Source organism: Acidimicrobiales bacterium, assembly GCA_040219515.1.
GTDB lineage: Bacteria > Actinomycetota > Acidimicrobiia > Acidimicrobiales > Aldehydirespiratoraceae > JAJRXC01.
Map to the genome: position 1 here is coordinate 52,436 of JAVJSI010000018.1, position 21,069 is coordinate 73,504.

At 68.1% G+C, this 21,069-nt stretch carries 20 protein-coding genes; 9 read left to right on the top strand and 11 right to left on the bottom strand.

What is annotated here, in order from left to right:
- Window positions 1–246 precede the first annotated feature (246 nt).
- On the top strand, window positions 247–1,152 hold the full coding sequence (locus RIB98_18435; protein MEQ8842960.1) for a PAC2 family protein: 906 nt from the start codon (window positions 247–249) through the stop codon (window positions 1,150–1,152).
- Between the two features lie 19 nt (window positions 1,153–1,171).
- On the opposite strand, the gene RIB98_18440 is transcribed toward RIB98_18435, so the two are convergent.
- The 10 genes from RIB98_18440 to RIB98_18485 all read right to left on the bottom strand — a co-directional run bounded on the left by RIB98_18440 (window position 1,172) and on the right by RIB98_18485 (window position 9,419).
- On the bottom strand, window positions 1,172–2,023 hold the full coding sequence (locus RIB98_18440; GenBank protein ID MEQ8842961.1) for an alpha/beta hydrolase: 852 nt from the start codon (window positions 2,021–2,023) through the stop codon (window positions 1,172–1,174).
- Window positions 2,020–2,733 carry an NUDIX hydrolase N-terminal domain-containing protein gene (locus RIB98_18445; GenBank protein MEQ8842962.1) on the bottom strand — a complete coding sequence of 238 codons (714 nt, stop codon included), beginning with the start codon at window positions 2,731–2,733 and terminating at the stop codon, window positions 2,020–2,022. Before RIB98_18445 ends, RIB98_18440 begins: the two co-directional genes overlap by 4 nt.
- 28 nt (window positions 2,734–2,761) lie before the next feature.
- On the bottom strand, window positions 2,762–3,028 hold the full coding sequence (locus RIB98_18450) for a Rho termination factor N-terminal domain-containing protein (protein MEQ8842963.1): 267 nt from the start codon (window positions 3,026–3,028) through the stop codon (window positions 2,762–2,764).
- An 18-nt stretch (window positions 3,029–3,046) separates the two neighbouring features.
- Complete coding sequence (locus RIB98_18455) at window positions 3,047–3,445, bottom strand: hypothetical protein (GenBank protein MEQ8842964.1); 399 nt, start codon at window positions 3,443–3,445, stop codon at window positions 3,047–3,049.
- Between the two features lie 53 nt (window positions 3,446–3,498).
- Complete coding sequence (locus RIB98_18460) at window positions 3,499–4,014, bottom strand: hypothetical protein (GenBank protein ID MEQ8842965.1); 516 nt, start codon at window positions 4,012–4,014, stop codon at window positions 3,499–3,501.
- Between the two features lie 123 nt (window positions 4,015–4,137).
- Window positions 4,138–6,426: a [protein-PII] uridylyltransferase gene (locus RIB98_18465; GenBank protein MEQ8842966.1), complete on the bottom strand. Its 2,289-nt coding sequence runs from the start codon at window positions 6,424–6,426 to the stop codon at window positions 4,138–4,140.
- A 107-nt stretch (window positions 6,427–6,533) separates the two neighbouring features.
- Window positions 6,534–7,736, bottom strand: coding sequence for an ammonium transporter (locus tag RIB98_18470; GenBank protein ID MEQ8842967.1), 1,203 nt, complete (start codon window positions 7,734–7,736; stop codon window positions 6,534–6,536).
- Between the two features lie 130 nt (window positions 7,737–7,866).
- Window positions 7,867–8,616 carry a class I SAM-dependent methyltransferase gene (locus RIB98_18475; protein ID MEQ8842968.1) on the bottom strand — a complete coding sequence of 250 codons (750 nt, stop codon included), beginning with the start codon at window positions 8,614–8,616 and terminating at the stop codon, window positions 7,867–7,869.
- A 42-nt stretch (window positions 8,617–8,658) separates the two neighbouring features.
- Entirely contained in the window at window positions 8,659–8,955 is a 297-nt protein-coding gene (locus tag RIB98_18480; protein ID MEQ8842969.1) for a hypothetical protein, read from the bottom strand.
- A complete protein-coding gene (locus RIB98_18485) occupies window positions 8,952–9,419 on the bottom strand; it encodes a hypothetical protein (protein MEQ8842970.1) in 468 nt (155 codons plus the stop codon). Before RIB98_18485 ends, RIB98_18480 begins: the two co-directional genes overlap by 4 nt.
- Before the next feature lie 73 nt (window positions 9,420–9,492).
- Here RIB98_18485 and RIB98_18490 point away from each other — a divergent pair, with 73 nt between their 5' ends.
- From RIB98_18490 to RIB98_18525, 8 genes are read left to right on the top strand one after another with little or no spacing between them, the layout of a single operon-like run.
- A complete protein-coding gene (locus tag RIB98_18490) occupies window positions 9,493–10,305 on the top strand; it encodes an SDR family NAD(P)-dependent oxidoreductase (protein ID MEQ8842971.1) in 813 nt (270 codons plus the stop codon).
- Between the two features lie 2 nt (window positions 10,306–10,307).
- The gene (locus tag RIB98_18495; protein ID MEQ8842972.1) at window positions 10,308–12,398 is read left to right on the top strand and encodes a hydantoinase/oxoprolinase family protein; all 2,091 of its coding nucleotides are present in this window, start codon (window positions 10,308–10,310) and stop codon (window positions 12,396–12,398) included.
- Window positions 12,395–14,020: a hydantoinase B/oxoprolinase family protein gene (locus tag RIB98_18500; GenBank protein MEQ8842973.1), complete on the top strand. Its 1,626-nt coding sequence runs from the start codon at window positions 12,395–12,397 to the stop codon at window positions 14,018–14,020. Before RIB98_18495 ends, RIB98_18500 begins: the two co-directional genes overlap by 4 nt.
- Window positions 14,017–15,669: a thiamine pyrophosphate-binding protein gene (locus RIB98_18505; protein ID MEQ8842974.1), complete on the top strand. Its 1,653-nt coding sequence runs from the start codon at window positions 14,017–14,019 to the stop codon at window positions 15,667–15,669. Before RIB98_18500 ends, RIB98_18505 begins: the two co-directional genes overlap by 4 nt.
- A 50-nt stretch (window positions 15,670–15,719) precedes the next feature.
- The gene (locus RIB98_18510) at window positions 15,720–17,006 is read left to right on the top strand and encodes a branched-chain amino acid ABC transporter permease (protein MEQ8842975.1); all 1,287 of its coding nucleotides are present in this window, start codon (window positions 15,720–15,722) and stop codon (window positions 17,004–17,006) included.
- Window positions 17,006–18,007 carry a branched-chain amino acid ABC transporter permease gene (locus RIB98_18515; protein ID MEQ8842976.1) on the top strand — a complete coding sequence of 334 codons (1,002 nt, stop codon included), beginning with the start codon at window positions 17,006–17,008 and terminating at the stop codon, window positions 18,005–18,007. The genes RIB98_18510 and RIB98_18515 overlap by 1 nt, the downstream gene beginning before the upstream one ends.
- The gene (locus RIB98_18520) at window positions 17,997–18,818 is read left to right on the top strand and encodes an ABC transporter ATP-binding protein (protein MEQ8842977.1); all 822 of its coding nucleotides are present in this window, start codon (window positions 17,997–17,999) and stop codon (window positions 18,816–18,818) included. The genes RIB98_18515 and RIB98_18520 overlap by 11 nt, the downstream gene beginning before the upstream one ends.
- Window positions 18,818–19,540: an ABC transporter ATP-binding protein gene (locus RIB98_18525; GenBank protein MEQ8842978.1), complete on the top strand. Its 723-nt coding sequence runs from the start codon at window positions 18,818–18,820 to the stop codon at window positions 19,538–19,540. Before RIB98_18520 ends, RIB98_18525 begins: the two co-directional genes overlap by 1 nt.
- Window positions 19,541–19,639: 99 nt before the next feature.
- Here the strand turns inward: RIB98_18525 and RIB98_18530 are convergent, their stop codons facing one another.
- Entirely contained in the window at window positions 19,640–20,956 is a 1,317-nt protein-coding gene (locus RIB98_18530) for an ABC transporter substrate-binding protein (GenBank protein MEQ8842979.1), read from the bottom strand.
- Window positions 20,957–21,069 lie beyond the last annotated feature (113 nt).

Sequence of the window (21,069 nt, forward strand, 5' to 3'; positions counted from 1 at the left end):
CGGCATCCCTGCGCCGACGCCGATGCGGGCAGCGCGAGCATCGACGCGAGCACCGCCACGACCAGCGCGAGTCGACCTCCCGGTAGGGGTCGTCGTCGACGGCGCATCAGCCCCCCCCCCTCAGTCGCGTGCGTGTGGGCGAACGCTATCCACACCCTCCGGCACCGGTCCACCGGTCCACGGTCGTACAGACCACCGCAAGGTTCCGGGCACGATGAGCCACCGCCCGCCGATAGCGTTGATCGGGTGTCGACGCACGCCGAAACCCCCGCCCACGTTCGCTGGCTCTCGAACGTCCCCCAACTGCGCTCGCCGGTGCTCATCACTGCATTCGAGGGCTGGAACGACGCCGGCGATGCTGCCAGCATCGCTGCTGCACACCTCGCCGATCGTTGGGACGGCACCCCGCTGGCCGAGATCGATGCCGAGTTGTTCTACGACTTCAGCACCACCCGCCCGCTGGTGCAGCTCGACGACGATCGTCAGCGCTCGCTGACCTGGCCGACGAACATGTTCCGGGCCTGCCGAGTGCCGGGCGCTTCGCGCGATGCGATCGTGTTGCTCGGTCTCGAGCCCCAGCTTCGCTGGCGCACCTTCTGCGACCAGATCATCGAGACGGCGAGGGCACTCGACGTGAGCCAGATCATCACCCTCGGTGCCCTGCTCGCCGACGTGCCCCACTCCCGGCCCGTCGAGGTCTACGGCGCCACCGACAACGCGCAGCTCATGGCCGAGCTCGACCTCGAGCCGTCGACCTACGAGGGCCCCACCGGCATCGTCGGCGTGCTGGCGAGCCAGTGCAACGAAGCACGGATGCCGACCGCATCGGTGTGGGCCACCGTGCCGTCCTACGTGCCCGGCGCGCCGTCGCCGAAGGCCGGACTCGCCCTCGTCGAAAGGGTGTGCGACGTCATCGGCACCTCGGTCTACTGCACCGACCTCGAGATCGCGGCGGCCACCTACGAACGCCAGGTCGACGAACTCGTGGCCGAGGACGACGACACGGCGAGCTATGTCGCCGATCTCGAAGAAGCGTGGGACGACGCCGACGAAGAGAACGACGAGCTCGACGCCGAGAGCGACGAGTCGCTCGACGACGACCCCGAGACACTGCTGGCCGAAGTCGAACAGTTCCTCCGCGACAACGAGTAGCGCTCCCAGGCCCTGGTGCTCAGCCGAGCCGGCCGTTGATCCAGGTGATGACGGTGTCGAGGATCTCGAGGCCTTCCGCCTCGTTGAAGAGTTCGTGGCGGAGCCCGTCGTAGACGATGCGTTCGGCGTTGGGCAGCGTGTCGAATATCTCGCTGGCCTCGGCGGGCACCAGCTTGTCGTCGCCGCCGTGGATCACGAACGTCGGAACGGTCAGGTCGGCGATCCGTTCACGGGTGTCGGCCATTGCCTGCATGAGTTCGGCGCCGAGCCGGGCCGTCGGGAAGGGCACGCGATACGGGTCGGCGTAGAAGATCTCGCCGACGGCGGGATCCCTGGAGAGAAACGACGGGTCGCCTTTCTCCTTGATCTCCATTCGGGGGGCGAAGCGTGATACGAGCGGGGCGGCGACCCGCAGGTGCGTCGGGATCTCTGCGCCGAGGGCCGGGCCGCACAGCACGAGCAGGTCCGGTTGGGGCCGATCGGGGTCGACGCAATAGCGGGTCGCCATCAGCCCGCCCATCGAGTGGCCCAGCAGAATCGTCGGCCGGCCGAGCGTGCGGACCTCGGCGAGCTGGTCCTGCACGTCGTCGGTGAACTGCGACCAGCGGTCGACATGGCCACGCCGACCCCCACTTCGGCCGTAGCCGCGATGGTCGATGGCGACGGTGTCGAAGCCGGCATCGGCGAGGCGTCGGCCCACGTGTTCGTAGCGCCCGCCGTGTTCGGCGATGCCGTGGAGCAACAGCACCGCGCCCCGGGCATCACCTTCGGGCTGCCAGCGGCGCCGGGCCTGGACGAGCCCGTCGCGGGTCGTGCCGTGATCCATGGTGGAGGTGACCGGGTCGTACGCGGTCGGAGTGACAGCCTTCATTGTGAGTCCTCGTGGTCGACATCGCCCCGCCATGGCGGGGTGCGCGGTTGGTCGAACTGTACGGGCAGATCCTCACCGCGGATGGCCCGGAACGCCTGCTCGGCCCACAGCGCCGAGTTGGCCGTGGGTTCGGGCAGCGCGTCTTCCGCGAACCAGCCGACGTCGCGACACTCGAGCGGATGAGCGGCCAGACTGCCGCCGGTCATGCGGCAATGGAACACGAGCGAGATGAGGGGGATGCGGGTGAAGCCCCGCCGCTGTCCGTCGAGGATGGCGATGGGACGAACCACCTCGCATTCGATGCCGGTCTCCTCGTGGACCTCCTTCACCACGACCTCGGCCGGCGAATAGCCGACGTCGGCCCAACCCGTGGGATAGAGCCAGACCCCCGAGTCGGCTCGCTGGATCATCAGCAGCTCGCCATCGTCGTTGCCGACGACGGCGCCCACGGTGATCTTCGGTGTGACATAGCCGGCGACACCTGCGCCAACCGCGTCGAGCCATTCCTGCACCTGTTCCTGGGGATGGAACCCGCCCTGGACATGCGATCGAATGTCCGCAGCCACCGCCAGCACCTCTTGGAAGCGCTCGCGCTCGTAGAGGCTGTCGGTGAAGCCGAGACCGGTGCGAGCCGTGGCCGAGAGCGTCTCGGCCCACCGGATCAGCTCGCGCTCGGTGGCGCGACGCGGGTTTGGTGGGGTTGTCGTCACGGCCCGACCCTATGCGGATACGCGTCGGTCAGTGGTTGCGAAGAGCGTCGATCAGTTCGTTCTTGTCCATCCCGGACCGACCGTCGATGCCGACCTCCTTCGCCTTGTCGTAGAGGTCGTCCTTCGTCCACTCCTCGTAGGGCGGTGCGTGGCCACCCTTCTGTCCCACTTCGTGTGCGTCGCTGTTGGCGATTCGCGCCGCCTTCTCCTTGCTCATGCCCTCATCGCGAAGGGCCTCATAGCGCTCCGGATCCTTGATCGAAGGTCCGGGGTCGGGGCTGCGGTCTTTCGGCATCTGTCTGTCCTCGGCTCACTACTGCTCGTCGGTTCCGTCCTTCTCGTTCCGGTTGCCCACCTCGTGGCGGACGGCGTCGGCCGTCGCCTTTCCCACGCGACGGGCGGAGGCCCAGAACATCGCCATCGTCTGACCGACGGTCGATGCCGTGTCCTTCACCCGGGACATGATCTCCGCGCGAGTCTCACCCGCTTCGGTGCCGTCTCGGCCGGAGAACCGTGCGACGAAGGCATCGGCATCGGGTTGATCCTGCTCCGTCTCGGGATGATGGCCGGGTCGATTCTCCGGTGGTACGGGGCCACCCATGTGGTCATCGGCCTGCGGCTGGTCGCGCGCTTCGAGCCGGCCGCCGATGCTGTCGGGGTCGAGCGGCGTGTTCCCGCTGCGGTTCAGTTCTTCGTTCTGTGGGCGGGCCATGAGAGGCTCCCTCTCCTCGTCGTTTCTGTGGTCGGTGTCGCTCGAGTGGTCGGTCAGGTCGTCGTTTCGACCGGAGTCCGAGGCTCGGCGTAGACCGGATCGACCGGGCCGTCGAGGGCCCCGCGCTCGTCGAGCTCGTCGAGAACGGCTTCGAGCAGGTCGGCCTTGTTGAGCTTCGACCGTCCCTCGAGATCGAGTGAGCGAGCCAGTTCGTAGATCCGGCCCTTCGTCCAGCTGTCGTCCGGCGTCGCCGTTTCGGCGAGACGTTCGTCGTCGGACGCAGCGTCGGCCGTGACTTCGTCGTCGGCACCCGAATCGCCGTCGGCGCGATCGGTGAGATCGATGTCGGATGATCGTTCGGTCGCCGGTCCGTTCGCCGCCAGACGTTCAGCCCGTCGGCGGGCCCACTCCTCGAGGAGCCGCATGCCGTCGAGCGTCCGAGTCCGGCCGATCGTGCGTCCTCGGTGGACGACGAACGCGGCACGACCCGGTATCCGGTCCTCGAGGCGGTTGGTGTACAACACCAGCCGGGCCGGCCGGCGATGGGGATTGGTGGGACGGTTCGACATGATTCCCCTCTCGTGGTGGTTGGCAGCGGTTCGCGCAGAAAGGCCTACCCAGATCGATCCATCCTCAATCATCGCAACAGCCGAATGCTGTCGGCCGGCCCGACCGGCATCCTCCACGGAGGTTCAGGCGTCGGCCGCGATCGACGTGAGGATGGCCAGCTCGATCTCGCGCTGATGGGCCGGATCGGTGATCTTCATGCCGTCGGAGTCGAGCACGTAGAACGAGTCGATCACGTCGTCGCCGAGGGTCTGCACCTTCGCCGTGTAGATGTCGAGATCGAGGTCGGCGATCGCCCGGGTGACCCGGTAGAGCAGCCCGATGGAGTCCGGGCCGCGCATCTCGACGACGGTGTGCGACGACGACATCTCGTTGTCGAAGATCACCTGCGGCTCGATCAGGACCGCAGTCGTCGCCCGCTGGTAGCGGTAGTTCTGCGCCCGCTGGATGAGTCGGGCCCTGATGGCGACACGGCCGCGCAGCGCGGCGCGCACCTCGTCCTCGACCTCGCGAGGGCGTTCATCGAGACCGATTCCTCCGTCGAGCCGCAGGACCTCGAGCGCGCGGCCGTTCTCGGTGTGCAACTGTGCTTCGAGGATCTCGACGCCGTGGAGCGCCAACGCACCGGCCACCCGGGAGAACGTGCCCCGGCGGTCCTCGGCCATGACGGTGAGCTCGTGGCCGCGCAGCTCGACGACCTCCTCGCCGCTGAGCAGCCGAGCGACCAGCTCGTCGGAGGGGAAGACCGACTCGATGACCTTGCCGCCGGTCTGGAGGTAGTGACTCGTCCGCTCGACGAGATCGCGTAGGAGACCGGCCTTCCACCCGTTCCAGGCGGCCCGACTCGTGGCAATCGAGTCGGCCTCGGTGAGGGCGCCGAGCAGTTCGAGCGTGTTGACCGATCCGATCTCGTCGGCGACGAACTTGATCGTGTCCTCGTCCTCGAGGTCGCGCCGGCTTGCCGTGTCGGGCAGCAGCAGGTGGTGGCGCACCAGCGCCGCGAGTACGTCGACGTCGGCCGGCGGATAGCCCATTCGGGTGCCGATCCGGCGTACAAGATCCACGCCGACCTCCGAGTGGTCGCCCGGGTAGCCCTTGCCGATGTCGTGGAAGAGCCCGCCGAGCACCAGCAGATCGGGGCGTTCGACACGATCGGCGATGTTGGCCGCCTCGGCCGCCGCCTCCATCAGGTGTCGGTCGACCGTGTAGCGGTGATACGCGTTGCGCTGCGGTCGACTGCGGTTAGGCGCCCACTCCGGCAGCAGCCGAGAGAGCAGGTCGACCTGGTCGAGCGCTTCGAGCGTGCGGATGGCATCGCCGCCCAGCAGCAGCAGGTCGACGAGAACCTCGCGGGCGTCGGCCGGCCACGGGTCGGGCAGATTCGGACTCTCGGCCGCGAGCCGATCGAGCACCGAACGCTCGATGAACGCATCGTCTCGCGCCGCGATGTACGCGACCCGCAGCGGCATAACCGGATCGGTGGACACCGGGGCGTCGTCATCGAGCAGCAGCGTCTCGTCGGTGATCTTGATGCCGTGGCCGACGTCGCGGACCTTCTTGCGCCAACGCCGACGGGTCGACCGCAGGTGCATCCGGTGCAGGACGGCGTCGGTGATCCATGCGACGGTGCGGGCCGCCTGCGAGATCTCGGCCATGAGGTCGTCGGCGTCGCCGTAGCCGAGGGCCGAGGCGACCTCGTCCTGGTCCTGGAGGAGCAGCTGGTTGGAGTGCCGACCGGTCGAGCGATGGAGCTCGACCCGCGCTGACAGCAGCGTGTCGTGCGGGCCGATGAGCCCCTGGCGCTCCGAGTCCTCCATGAGCCCGTCGTCGGCCAGGTCGATCCAGTGCAGCGCGTGGACGTCGCGCAAGCCGCCGCGAGAGAGCTTGAGGTCGGGCTCGAGGAGGAACGCCACCTCCCCGGCTTCGGCATGGCGCTCTCGGGTTCGTTCCGAGATCATGCTCAGCATCTTGTCGGCGTTGTCGCGCCACTGGGCTCGGGACTTCGCGGCCAGCTCGTCGACGAGCCGATGGTCGCCACCGATGAGACGAATGTCGAGCAGCGACGTCGCCGTGTCGAGGTCACCCGATGCCAGATCGAGTGCCTCGTCGATCGTTCGCACGGCATGGCCGAGCTTCATCCCGGTGTCCCAGATCGGGTACCAGATGTTCTCGGCCACCTCGGCGACATGGCCCGAATTGTTGTGGATCAACAACAGGTCGAGGTCGGACCCCATGCTGAGATCGCCTCGCCCGTAGCCGCCCACCGCCGCGAGCGCGACGCCGTGCATCTCGTCGACTCCACCCACCACCCGCTGCAACCAGGCGTCGATCTCGGCCGTGTAGGCCCGCGACAGACCCGTGCCGATCAGCGAGGAATCGGCGAGCACCGAGGACGTGGCGGGAATGGCGTTCATGCGGACCCCATTAGATCAGCCCCACCGTTGCACTCGGGGTCAGACCCCCGTTGCAGTTGGGGTCTGACCCTCGAAGCGCAACGGGGGTCTGACCCCAAATGCAACGGTCAGTCGAGGTAGGCGGTTTCGGCGTGTTGGGTCTGATCGAGGCCGGTCTGTTCGGCGGCGTCGGTGACGCGGAGGCCCACCGTGGCATCGAGGAGCTTGGCGATACCGAAGGTGACGAGGAACGAATAGGCGAGGACGGAGACGATGGCGACGACCTGGCTGACGACCAACGCACCGTCACCGAAGAACAGGCCGTCCACGCCGTTGATCCGGGCGTCGGCGAAGAAGCCGAGCATGACACCTCCGACGATGCCACCGACCATGTGGATGCCGACGACGTCGAGCGAGTCGTCGTAGCCGTACTTCGACTTCAGTTGGATGGCGAAGTAGCAGGCGACCGAGGCGACGAGCCCGAAAAGGATCGGCGCGAGCCCGCCGACATAGCCGGCGGCCGGGGTGATGGCAACGAGTCCGGCCACGACACCCGACGCTCCACCCAGCGTCGTTGCGTGACCGTCGCGCAGCCGTTCGATGGCGAGCCAGCCGATCATGCCCGCGGCAGCGGCCACGAAGGTGTTGAGCAGCGCCTGGACGGCGACACCGTCGGCCGCACCCGCCGAGCCGGCGTTGAACCCGAACCAGCCGAACCAGAGGATTCCCGCGCCCAGCATCACGAAGGTCAGGTTGTGCGGCGGCATCGCCGTGTCGGGCCAGCCCGTGCGCTTGCCGAGCACCATCACCAGGGCCAGCGCGGCAACACCGGCGTTGATGTGAATTGCCGTGCCCCCGGCGAAGTCGATTGCCGCCGGGTCGAGCTTCGAGTGGTGCCACCCTGTGTAGACCCAGTAGGTCACCGGTGTGTAGACGAGAATCGACCAGATCGGGACGAAGACGGCCCAGGCCGAGAACTTCATGCGATCGGCAACGGCACCGGAGATGAGCGCCGGCGTGATCGCCGCGAACGTCATGAAGAACGCCACGCCGATCAGGGCTTCCGGGTTGCCGGCGAGGTCCTTGAGGCCGGCCACGTCGAAGTTTCCGATGACCGCCTCGAGACCGTCACCGTCGCCGCTGTTGCCGAGCGAATAGGTGAACAGCACCCACAGCAACGGCACGATGCCGAGACAGTAGGTGTTCATGTTCAGCATGTTCAGCACGTTCTTCGAACGGACCATTCCGCCGTAGAAGAGCGCCAATCCCGGCACCATGAACACGACGAGTGCCGTCGAGATCAACATCCACGCAATATCGCCTGATTCCATGACTCTCCCCTCGGGACCGCGGGACCGCGGCCGGATACGGGAGGCAACCTACGAACCCACTGTTTCGGCAGTGTTTCTGGCGGCTGATGCGACTGTTACGGCGTCCGACGAGTCGAGCCCTCGTATGGCCCTAATACGGCCAATCGCGGCTGCGATGACCCAATATCCGCGTCAGCGGATACAACTTCGCCGTCAGCAACATCTTGATCGCGACGTTGCGGACGAACCACGGCAACTGGGCGCTCTGACGTGCGAGGTCGATCACCCTCTCGCGGGCGTCCAGTCGCTCGCGACGGAACTCGGCCATCGACTGCGACCTGCCGATGTAGCGCCACTGGCCCGACCAGAAGGTGGTCGAGAGCAGCGCCAGGGTGACACCGATCGAGCTGAACGAGTCGTGGATCAGCATCGTGCCGCCGCCGCTCACCCGATCACCCCAATCGACGATGTCGGCCCGGGCCGGCCCGAAGCGGTGCGCACCGTCGATGTAGAGCAGGTCGATCTCGCCGTCGACGTCGGCGAGGGCGTCATCGCTCATCTTGCGGACATGGGTGACCCGGTCACGGACCCCGGCCTCGGTGAGGTTCCGCACGTAGACCGAGTGGTCGTCGTCACCGCGGGCCTGATCGGCCGCGATCTCCTGCGGGCCACGATCGCTGCCCGCGTGCGGATCGATCGACACGATCTCGACACCCTCGGTGGCCGCCGAGGCGAGCACGATGAGCGAGCGGCCGCGGAAGCTGCCGATCTCGACGATGCGGGTGCCGGCGCCGAGGTCGCGGGCCCGGTCGTGAAGTCGTCGCGCCTGATCATCGGTCATCCAACCTTCGACGCCGGCCACCTGGCGGAGAACATCGACGAAGGGAGGGCGATTGGTCACGGTGCTGGAGCCTAGCGACGGGTCGTGAGAAGTCAGGAAGCGTCAGGCCAGAAGCTCGCCGGCCCGGCGGAAGACCCGGGAACGGGGCACGGCATCGGCACAGCCGGCCGCCACTGCGTCATCGAGCGCGTCGGTGTCGACGTGGGCCCCGTAGGCCACCACCGGCGGGCCGATCGCCACCACTGCGGCGACATCGGCGCCCAGTGCGAGGTCGAGCAGGATCAATGTGGCCTCGGCGAGCGCCGGGGCGTCGATGTCGCGGACGACGACCGCGTCGGGGATGGCGGCCCGGAAGCGACTCCCGTCCATGAGGTCGCGGGTGAGCACCACCACACTCATCCGGCCGTCTCCCGGCGCCGACGAAGGTGCACGTGGGCCCGAGCTGCGCCCCACACCAATCCGGGCTCGTGCAGCGACGGATCGATGTCGGCGAACGAGGCGGGACCGAACCCGAAGAGGTCGTCGGGAAACGCCCGCACGTCGAACTCGTCACGAGCGGCCGGCTCCGCCCCGGCCTCGACGAGGAGGGAGGTGATCGGGCCGGTGCCGGCGCGCACGACGGCCAGCGGATTGCCGGCTCCCGCGTCCACATCGGCACCGAGCACGCGCGCGAGCTGGGGTGCGAGGCAGGCCATGGTCTCGTCGATCGCCGCAGCGAGATCCGACTCGTCGATGGCCGGCCCGGGCCTCGTCGCCATCGTTCGCAACCACCCGGGCAGCGCGTCGAGGAGCGCGGCTTCGAGCTCGGCGGCGATCGTCGACAGCCGGGCCTCGTCGTCGGCGAGAGTCGGCTCGGAGGTCACCGTCGGAATACTACGGTGGGTCCTGTGCCGCTGCTTCTCTGCTGAACCGAGGGACACGATGACAACGGGAACCATGACGACCGGATACGAATCGCTCGGTGACAAGGTCGTGCTGGTCACCGGCGCGGGAAACGGCATCGGTGCCGCGCTCGCCCGACGCTTCGCCGGGGTCGGCGCCCGCGTCGCCGTCAACGATGTCGACCGGGATTCGGCCGACACCATCACTGCGGCCATCAACGACGACGGCGGCACCGCCTTCGCCATTGCCGCCGACGTGGCCGACGGCGGCGAGGTGGGTGCGATGTTCGAGACGCTGACGGAGCAGTTCGGCACGATCGACGTGCTCGTGAACAATGCCGGTCTGGTCGGGCCGATGCTGCACTTCTTCGAAGCCGACGAGGCCTGGTGGCGCAGGATCGTCGACGTGAACCTGACCGGTCACTTCCTGTGCTGCCACCAGGCCGCCCGCATCATGGCCAAGGCCGGTGGCGGTTCGATCATCAACATGTCGTCGGGCGGCGCCACGCGCGCCCATCGGTCGTTCACCGCCTACGACGCCACCAAGGGCGGCATCGAAGCCTTCACCCGGGCCCTCGCCCTCGACCTCGGTCCCTACGCCATCCGGGTCAACGCCCTGATGCCCGGCTCGATCGACACCAGCGGCCTCACCGTCGAGGAACGCCGGCTGCGGGGCGAGAACGTCCCCCTGGGCCGCATCGGCGAACCGTTCGACATGACCGGTGCCGCCCTCTTCCTGGCCTCCGACGACGCGTCCTACATCACCGGCGACGTGATCCGGATCGACGGCGGCATGCTCGCCCAACAGCGATCCGCCACCGTCGACATCATGCCGCCGTCGGGCTTCCCCCGGGTCGAGGACCTGTAGCCATGGGCGCCCGCATCGGGGCCGACGTGGGCGGCACGTTCACCGACATCGTTCTGGAATCCGACGGCGCGCTGCACAGCACCAAGGTGCTCACCACCCACGATGCGCCCGAGCGCGGCATCCTCGACGGAATCGCCCGAGTCGCGACTGAGGCCGGGGTCGACCTGGCCGACGTCGAGCAGGTGATCCACGGCACCACGCTGGCCACCAACGCGCTCATCGAACGCCGTGGCGCAACGACCGCGCTCGTCACCACCGAAGGGTTTCGCGACGTCATCGAGACCCGCACCGAGAGCCGCTACGAGCAATACGACCTGAACATCGTGCTCCCGCGCCCGCTCGTCGAACGCAAGGACCGCTTCGTCGTCGCCGAGCGGCTCAATGCCCGCGGCGAAGTACTCGTGCCGTTCGACGAAGCGGGGGCGCGAGACGTGATCGGCCGGCTCCGTGACGGCGGCTACGAGGCCGTCGCCGTGGGGTTTCTGCACAGCTATCGCAACCCGGTGCACGAGCAGCGTTTCCGTGACCTGCTGCTCGCCGAACTCCCCGACATCGCCGTGTCGATCAGCAGCGAAGTGTCACCGCAAATGCGTGAGTACGAGCGCTTCAACACCGTGTGCGCCAACGCCTACGTGCAACCGCTGATGGCGTCCTACGTCGTGCGGCTCCGCGACCAGCTGCGCGAACGGGGAGCCACCTGCCCGCTCCATCTGATCCACTCCGGTGGCGGCCTCATCGACGTCGACACCGCAGCTGCCTTCCCGGTCCGCCTCGTCGAATCGGGCCCAGCCGGCGGCGCGATCTTCGCGGCCGACCTCGCCCAGCGCTACGGCCGCGATCGGGTGCTCTCCTACGACATGGGTGGCACCACGGCGAAGATCAGCCTGATCGAGGACTACACGCCGCAGACGGCGAAGACCTTCGAGGTCGATCGCACGGCCCGCTTCAAGAAGGGCAGCGGCATGCCGATCTCGATCCCGGTGATCGACATGATCGAGATCGGTGCCGGCGGCGGCTCCATCGCGAGCGTCGACGGGCTCGGTCAGATCCGCATCGGACCCAGGAGCGCGGGTAGCGAGCCAGGGCCCGCCGCGTACGACCGCGGCGGCACCGAGGCCACCATCACCGACGCCAACGTCGAGCTCGGTCGGCTGCACCCCGACACGTTCGGCGCCACCGACATCACGCTCTCGCCCGACCGGGCGCTCGAGGCGATCGCCGCGGGCGTCGGTGCGCCCCTCGACATGGAGGCCCACCTCGCCGCCGTCGGCATCGTCGAGGTCGTCGACGAGAACATGGCCAACGCAGCCCGCGTGCACGCCGTGGAGAACGGCAAGGACCTCGCCGGCTACTCCATGATCGCGTTCGGTGGTGGCGCGCCGCTCCACGCCGCCCGTCTGCTCGACAAGCTCGGACTCGACGAACTGATCGTGCCGCCCGGCGCCGGGGTCGGTTCGGCCATCGGGTTCCTGCGGGCGCCGTTCAGCTACGAGGCCGTGCGCAGCTTCTACACGACCACGACGGACTTCGACGTCGTCGGCGCCAACCGGGTGCTCGACGAGCTGACCCGCGAAGCGACCAGCTTCGTGCGGGCCGGCACCGACGCCGAGGTGACCGTCCAGCGGCAGGTGGCGATGCGCTACAAGGGCCAGGGTTGGGAGATCCCTGTCACGATCGAGACCGACACCTTCGACGACCTCGCCGCCGAATCGCTGCGCCACGCGTTCACGAAGGCCTACGTCGAGTTCTTCGGCCGGGCCATCGACGACGTGGTCATCGAGGTGGTGAGTTGGGCGGTGCGGGTCGCGTCGGTCGTAGCGGCCACTCCCCCGATCGAGCTCACGACGAGCCACGACCACGACATCGTCCCCGATTCGACCCGCCCCATCCACGACGCCGTCCTGGGGCACGATGCCGACGCCGCCATCGTCCAGCGCGACGCGCTGCCCGCGGGCGCCCGCCTCGCCGGCCCTGCGGTCATCGTCGAACCCCAGACCACCACCGTGCTGGCCGGCCATCACCAGGCCGTCGTGCAGACCGACGGCTCCCTGCTGATCACCACCCAGCCGCGAGCAGCGACGATGCCCCGATGAGCGAACGCGAACTCCAGAACCAGGTGATGTGGAACCGGCTGATCTCCGTGGTCGAAGAGCAGGCCGTCACCCTCGTGCGCACCGCATTCTCCACCTCGGTGCGCGAGGCCGGCGACCTCAGCGCCGGTGTGTTCGACCGCGACGGCCGCATGATCGCCCAGGCCGTCACCGGGACACCCGGCCACGTCAACACGATGGCGGCCGCGCTGGCCCACTTCATCGACGACATCGGGCTCGAGCGGATCTTTCCCGGCGATGTCTACATCACCAACGATCCGTGGAAGGGCACCGGCCATCTCCACGACATCACCGTGGCCACCCCCGTGTTCCATCGCGACACCATGATCGGTTTCTTCGCCTCCACTGCCCACGTCGTCGACGTCGGCGGCCGCGGCTACGGGCCCGACGCACACGAGGTCTACGAGGAAGGCATCTGCATCCCGATCATGAAGTGGGCCGAACGGGGCGCACTCAACCACGACCTCGTCACGATCATCCGCAACAACGTGCGCGAGGCCGACCAGGTCGTCGGTGACGTCCACGGACTGGCGGCGTGCAACGAGACCGGCCGACGACGGCTGCTCGCCATGCTCGACGAATTCGATCTCCCCGACCTCGACGAGCTCGCCGACTTCGTCTTCGAGCGCACCCGCCGGGCCACGCTCTCCGCGCTCGCCCCCGTACCGAAGGGTGTCTATCGCAACGAGATGACGGTCGACGGCTACGACCACACCCTCACGCTTGCCGTCACCTTGACCATCGACGACGACGGCATGCACGCCGACTTCACGGGCACCTCCCCCACCAGCGCGTTCGGCATCAACGTGCCGCTCACCTACGCCCAGGCCTATTTCACCTACGGCATGCTCGTGGCCCTCGCCCCGGAGCTGCCCAACAACTTCGCCTCGCTCGCCCCCTTCACCGTCTCGGCCCCACCCGGCGTGATCCTCAACGCGCAGCGCCCCGAACCGGTGGCGGTGCGCCATGTGATCGGCCACTTCGTCACCGACCTCTGCCTCGGCGCCATCGCCCAGGCGCTTCCCGACATCGTTCCCGCCGAGGGCGCCGGGGCCCTGTGGAACTTCCAGGCCAGCGCCCGCAGCGCCTCGGCCGACGACCCGCAACCGCCCGTCGAGATCCTGATGTTCAACAGCGGCGGCACCGGTGCCCGGCCGACGCTCGACGGCCTCGCCGCCACGGCGTTCCCCTCCGGCGTGCGCACGATGTCGACCGAGGCCACCGAACAGGTCGGACCCATCATCGTGTGGCGCAAGGAGCTACGCCCCGATTCCGGCGGCGCCGGACAGCACCGGGGCGGGCTGGGCCAGATCATCGAGGTCGGGCCGGCCGACGGCTACCTCTTCGAGTTCTCGGCCATGTTCGATCGCGTCGCCAATCCCGCCCGGGGTCGCGCCGGCGGCGGCAACGGCGCCCCCGGCAATGTCGCGCTCGACGACGGCACCCCGTTCGCGACGAAGGGTCGACAGACCGTGCCCGCCGATCGCCGTCTGGTCATGCACCTGCCCGGCGGTGGCGGCTTCGGCGATGCCGCCGACCGCGACCCCGACGACATCGCCCACGACCGCCTGCAGGGCTACGTGACCGACGACGGCTCAGGATGAGCCGATGGTCGGGTGGTCGGGCCATCGCCGAGAGCCTGGTCGTCCACGGTGTTCGGGCCACGTTCGGCGTACCCGGTGAGAGCTACCTGCCGGTGCTCGACGCGCTGGTCGACACCGACATCCGCGTGGTCACGTGTCGCCACGAGGGCGGCGCGGCCTTCATGGCCGAGGCATGGTGCAAGCTGACCGGCGAGCCCGGCGTGTGCCTCGTCACCCGGGGACCGGGAGCGACCAACGCCGCCATCGGCGTGCACGCCGCCCGTCAGTCGTCGACCGCGATGGTGCTTCTCGTCGGCCAGGTCGCTTCGGCGTTCCACGGCCGCGAGGCCTTCCAGGAGGTCGACTACCGGCAGATGTTCGGCGGATTGGCGAAATGGGTGACCGAGCTGCGGTCAGCCGACGATGCCGCCCCGATGATGGCCGAAGCATTCCATCGCGCCCAGGAGGGCCGCCCCGGACCCGTCGTGGTGTCGTTGCCCGAGGATGCGCTCGCCGGTGAAACCGACCCGACGGCGGCAGCACCCATACCGGTCGTCAGGGGCCGACCCACCGGGACCGAGGTCGAGGCGATCGCCGCCCGCCTGACGGCGGCTCGGCGGCCCGTGTTCCTGGTCGGCGGCGGCGCCTGGACCGACGACGACCGTCGAGTCCTCACGCGTCTGGCCGAGCATCTCGAGGCGCCGGTGGTGGCCGCTTTCCGCCGCAACGACCTCATCGACAACCACAGTCGTGTCTACGCCGGTGAGGCCGGCACCGCGATGCCCACGGCCGTGCGCGACACCCTGACGAGCGCCGATTGTGTCGTGGCGCTGGGCGTGCGCTTCGGCGAGATCACCACCTCGTCCTGGACTCTGTGGCCGGCCCCTCGGCCCGACGTCGACCTCATCCACGTCCATCCTGATGCCGACCAGCTCGGGAAGATCTACGAGCCGGCACTCGGGGTGGCGGCGCACCCGGGCGCGGTCCTCGCCGATCTTGCGAGCCGCGAGATGACGCCGGCGGACCCCGCATGGTGCCGGGACCGGCGACGCGCGTTTCTTGCCACGCTCGACGTGCCGGCGCGGCCGGGCTCGCTCGACATGGGAGAGGTCATCGCCCGGTTGCAGGGGCTCCTCCCGGGTGACGCCATCGTCACCAACGGGGCCGGCAACTTCACGGTCTGGCCGAACAAGTACCTGCTCTACGGGCCCGACGGCCGGCTCCTCGCGCCGCAGAGCGGCGCGATGGGCTACGGACTGCCGGCCGCGATCGCGGCGAAGGTGGCCCACCCCGACCGCACCGTCGTGTGTTTCGCGGGTGACGGTGATCTCCAGATGACCATCGCCGAGCTCGGCACCGCACTCCAGGCGGACGCGCAGCCGATCGTGCTGTTGATCGACAACGGCATGTACGGCACCATCCGCATGCACCAGGAACGGCAGTTCCCGGGTCGGGTGATCGGTACCGACTTGGAGAACCCCGACTTCGTTGCGCTCGCACGGGCCTACGGCATGCACGCCGAGAGGGTCTCGCACACCCCCGAGTTCGCTCCGGCCTTCGCTCGAGCGGTCGATTCGTCCAGTGGCGCGTTGCTCCACCTCGTGGTCGATCCACGACAGCTGACGCCCACGCAGTCCGTCGAGCAGGCACGGGCGACCGCCACGAAGTGAGCATCGGTCCACTCGTCGGCCCCGTATCGAGAGATGTATGCTCCGGCCGAATGTCACGCGCCCTGTCTGCCCTCTTGTTCGTCCTCGGCGTGCTCCTCGTGTTTCCCGGCCACGCCTCGGCTCAGGAAGAGGAAGGGGAAGAACCTGCGGCACCGGCATTCAGCGGGGTGCTCCTCAACGGCGAGGACCCGGTCGAAGGGGCCACGATCGACGTCCGCGGGAGCGACGGTGATTTCACCGGGAGCGTCGTCACCGAGGTCGACGGAAGCTGGCGGGTCGAGCTCCCGCCGCGCGGCGGCGTCTACGAGGTCGAGCTCGACCTGACCACCCTGCCGGAGGGCGTCGAGCTCAGCAACGCCGCGAGCGCCATCGCCTCCCCGCGCATCTCCCAACCCGGCCAGCAGCGGGTGGTGAACTTCCTGCTCGGGTCCGGGCTCACCGGGGGGACCTCGAACGCGGACCAGTTCGCCCAAGCCCTCGTCAACGGCCTGAAGTTCGGCCTGATCATCGCGATGAGTTCCATCGGACTGTCACTCATCTTCGGGACCACCGGTCTCATCAACTTCGCGCACGGTGAACTCGTCACGTTCGGTGCCGCGCTCGCGTGGTGGCTCAACACCCAGACGATCGAGGCCACGCTCATTCTCGCAACCGTCATCGCGGTGATCGGTGGTGCGGCGCTCGGCGGTGTCGCCGAGCTCGGACTGATGCGACCGCTCCGACGACGAAAGCTCGGTGCGTTCCAGTTCGTCGTCGTCACGATCGGCTGTTCACTGGTCGGGCGTCAGCTCATCCAGATCTGGATCGGCGAGGGCAACGAGAGCTATCGGCAGTACCAGATCCAGAAGCCCTGGGACATCGGCCCATTCGACCTCACCCCGCGCGACGCCTCGATCATCGGCGTGTCTCTGGTCGTCCTGATCGGCGTCGCCACCGTCCTCCAGCTCACCCGGATGGGCAAGGCGATGCGGGCGGTGTCCGACAACGCCGACCTCGCGTCGTCGTCGGGCATCGCGGTGAACCGCGTCATTCTCAGCGTGTGGGTCTCGGGCTCGGCGTTGGCCGCACTCGGCGGCGTGCTCTTCGGTCTGTCCGAAGTGGTCGAGTTCGACATGGGCTTCCGCTTCCTCCTCCTCATCTTCTCGGCCGTCGTTCTCGGTGGACTCGGCACCGCCTACGGGGCCATGGCCGGCGGCGTCGTCATCGGCCTCGTCACCGAGGTCAGCACCGTGTGGGTGCGTCCGGACCTGAAGTTCGTCTGGGCCCTACTGGTCCTCATCATCGTGTTGCTGGTGCGACCGCAGGGCATCCTCGGGAGCAAGGAGCGGGTCGGCTGATGGACATCGTCACGATTCTTCTCGATGGGCTTCGCGCCGGGGTCGGACCCAACGCCGCGATCTTCGCCCTCCTCGCCATCGGCCTCAACATCCACTACGGCTACACCGGCCTCAACAACTTCGGCCAGGTCGGCTTCATGATGGTCGGTGCCTACGGCACCTCGATCGCCGTGGTCACCTGGGGATGGAGCCTCTGGATCAGCATCCCCTTCGGTCTGGTCGCGGCCGCCGGGTTCGCCCTCCTCCTCGGCATCCCCACCCTCCGACTGCGCTCCGACTACTTCGCCATCACCACCATCGCCGCGGCCGAGATCATCCGATTCCTGATTCGTTCTCCGGCCTCGACCGACCTCACCGGCGGCCCGTTCGGCCTCCAGGGGGCCGCCGGGGCCTTCCGCGACATCAACCCCTACCCCGAGTCCTGGGCGATCCGGTGGCGAAACTTCAACTTCGCCAACCCCGACCTGTGGTTGCTCACCGTCGCATGGATCACCGTGATCGTGATCACGATTCTCCTCGCTCGCCTCACCAGCAGCCCGTGGGGCCGGGTGCTCCGTTCGATCCGTGAGGACGAGGACGCGGCGCGCAGCCTCGGCAAGAACGTGGTCGGCTACAAGATGCAGGCCCTGGTGCTCGGCGGGATGATCGGTGCGCTCGGTGGCGTGGTCGACGTTCTCCAGACGGGCGGTGCGGTGCCCGAGGGGTTCCGGGCCGAGACCACGTTCTTCGCCTACGCCGCGCTGATCCTGGGTGGTGCGGCGAGCCGACTCGGCCCGGTCGTGGGGGCGATGCTCTTCTGGTTCATGCGCATCGGGATCGAGAGCATGGTGCGCGACGTGTCCGAACGGTCCTGGCCTCCCGACTTTCTCACCGATTTCCTGGCCGGGCGCGAGGGTCTCATCTCCATCACCTGCATGGGGATCATGCTCGTGCTCCTGATGGTGTACCGACCGCAGGGACTGCTCGGCAACCGCGAAGAGGTGGTCCTCGATGCCCGCTGACACCTTCGCCGGCGTTGCGCCCGAACCGGGGGTGGCCAAGCCCGATCCGATCCTCGTGGTCGATGGGGTCGTTCGCCGCTTCGGCGGGCTCACGGCCGTGGACGTCGACCATCTCGAGATACCCCGCAACGCGATCACGGCGCTCATCGGCCCCAACGGCGCCGGGAAGACGACGTTCTTCAACCTCCTCACCGGGTTCGACACCGCCGACGAGGGCGAATGGTCCTTCGACGGGATCCCGCTCGCCGGCGTGGCCCCCCATCGTGTGGCCAAGCACGGCGCCGTACGAACCTTCCAGCTCACCAAGGCGCTCACCCGCCTGTCGGTGCTCGAGAACATGATGCTCGGCGCGGTCGATCACCCGGGCGAGCGATTCACCCGGGCAATGTTCCCCACCACGTGGCGTTCGACCGAACACCGCGTCGAGCAGCGGGCCGAGGCGATGCTCGAACGCTTCAACCTCTCACACATGCGCGACGAGTACGCGGGCACCCTCTCCGGCGGACAACGCCGGCTGCTCGAGATGGCTCGGGCGATGATGACCGAACCGACGCTGCTCATGCTCGACGAGCCGATGGCCGGGGTGAACCCTGCGCTCGTGCAGTCGCTGCTCAGCCATGTCACCGACCTTCGGGATCAGGGCACCACGGTCGTGTTCGTGGAACACGACATGGACGTCGTGATGAAGATCAGCGACTGGGTCGTGGTGCTGGCGCAGGGTTCGGTGATCGCCGAGGGCACGCCGGCCGACATCGTGACCAACGAGCGGGTGATCGACGCCTATCTCGGCGACCCCACGGAGGACAGCTGATGGCGCTCATCGAAGCAACGGATCTCGTGGCCGGCTACGTGCCCGATGTCAACATCCTCAACGGTGCATCGCTCACCCTGAACGAGGGCGAGATCGTCGGCATCATCGGTCCGAACGGCGCGGGCAAGTCCACCCTGCTCAAGTCCATGTTCGGCCTCGTCGACATCCGCGAGGGTGAACTGACCCTGCGGGGACAATCGATCCGCCGGAAGCGGGCCGACGAACTCGTGGGTCTCGGAATCGGCTACGTGCCCCAGAGCGACAATGTGTTCCCCCGTCTCACGGTTCGCGAGAACCTGGAGATGGGTTGCTTCCAGAAGCCGAAGATCTTCGTCGAGCGCTTCGCGGCGGTCGTCGAGCTCTTCCCCCTCCTCGCCGACCGAGCGGGCCAGCGCGCCGGGTCGCTCTCCGGCGGCGAGCGGCAGATGGTGGCGATGAGTCGCGCCCTGATGATGGATCCCTCGGTGATCCTGCTCGACGAGCCGTCGGCCGGTCTCTCTCCGGCCTTCCAGGCGCAGGTCTTCAAGCAGGTGACAGTGATCAACGCGGCCGGGGTTTCGGTCATCATGGTCGAACAGAACGCGCAGCGTTGCCTCGAGATCTGCGACCGCGGCTACGTGCTCGATCAGGGTCGCAACGCCCACACCGGCAGCGGTCAGGAACTGATGCACGACGAGAAGGTCATCGAGCTCTACCTCGGGTCCCTCGCCGCCCGAGGCTGACGCCGGCGATCCGCCCAACACGCGAAAGAGCCCGGTGGCGAACCACCGGGCTCCTCTCGTTTCAGTCGATTCGGGCCGACCGCAGCCGGCCCGTCACGATCAGAAGTTCAGGTCGATGTCCTGGGAATCGACCGCGGTGAGGACGCCGTCCTGGAACTCGGCGATGGCGTAGCGCCCGAAGGTCGGGTCGCCTCCCTCGTCGAGATCGATCGGACCGGCCACACCGTCGTAGTTGATGCCTTCGCCGGCCTCGATGGCTGCAGCACAATCGGCATAGGTGGTGCAGGTGGTGTCGCCACCGTCGTCGTTGGTGACCTCGATGGCTGCGGCGATGAGCGCATCACCATCGGTGCTGCCGGCCTGGGCGTAGGCGAGGGCCAGCGTGATCACACAGTCGTAGACCTGACCGCCGTAGATCAGGTTGCCGTCGGTGCGCTCGGTGAGACGGGCGTTGAAGTCCGCACCACCAGAGGCGCCGATGAGCGTCATGCCGTCGATGACGTTCGGGTTCGACTCGTCGATCGAGGCGTTCAGTGTGTTCGAGAACACGCCGTCGGCGCCGTACATGGCATCAGGGGTGACGCCCGCCTCGAGGGCGGCCTGGATGATCGGGAACGCCTCGTCGAAGCCGATGATGACGACGGCATCGGCGCCGGCATCGCCGACCTGACCGACGACGGCGTCCGATGCGACGTTCTCCGGGTCGTAGCTGACCGTCGTGTTGGCCACGCCGAGACCGTCGAGCTCACCCGCAACGAGGCCGGCGAGCGCGTTGCCGTAGTCGTCGGCGCGCGCCACGATGGCCACGTTGGTGTGACCGGCACCGGCGACGACGTCGGCGATGATGGGCGAGACAGCCTCGTCCGGCGGCACGGTACGGAAGTAGTAGCCGGCGTTCTCCTGGCCGGTGAAGGCCGGCGACGTGTTGGATCCCGAGCACTGCGGGATCTTGTTGTCGAAGAGCGTCTGGATGATGTCCTGGGACACACCCGAAGCCGCGGCACCAACGATGGCGTTGGCGCCTTCGCCGAGCAGTCGGGCCACGGTTTCCTGGGCGACGGCACCGTCGGTGCCGGAGTCACCCGTGATCAGACGAACGTTGGCACCGGCCGCAGCGAGGTCTTCCGCGGCGAGCGCAGCACCCTCGGTCTGGGGTGGGCCGAGGAACGCGAGTCCGCCGGTCTCGGGCAGGACGGTGCCGATGACGAACTCGTCGCCGGAGGCCGTGCCCTCGTCGTCCATGTCGCCTTCGTCGTCGGCCATGTCGCCTTCGTCGTCGGTGGCGTCCTCGTCGGTGGTGTCAGTGGTGTCGTCGCCGGTGTCTGCCTCGTCGTCATCGTCGCCACATGCGGCAGCGATGAGCGAGAACGAGAGCAGCACGGCAAGCAACATCAACAGCTTGCGTGAAAGCTTCATAGTGATTCCCCTCCATCGGGATCTTGCGCGGAAGGTCGGCTCCGCGCGGCCGTGTATCTGGTGTCGAGAGTGTAGGGCAGCCCGATCACGATCAACGCGCACTGTCACTCTCG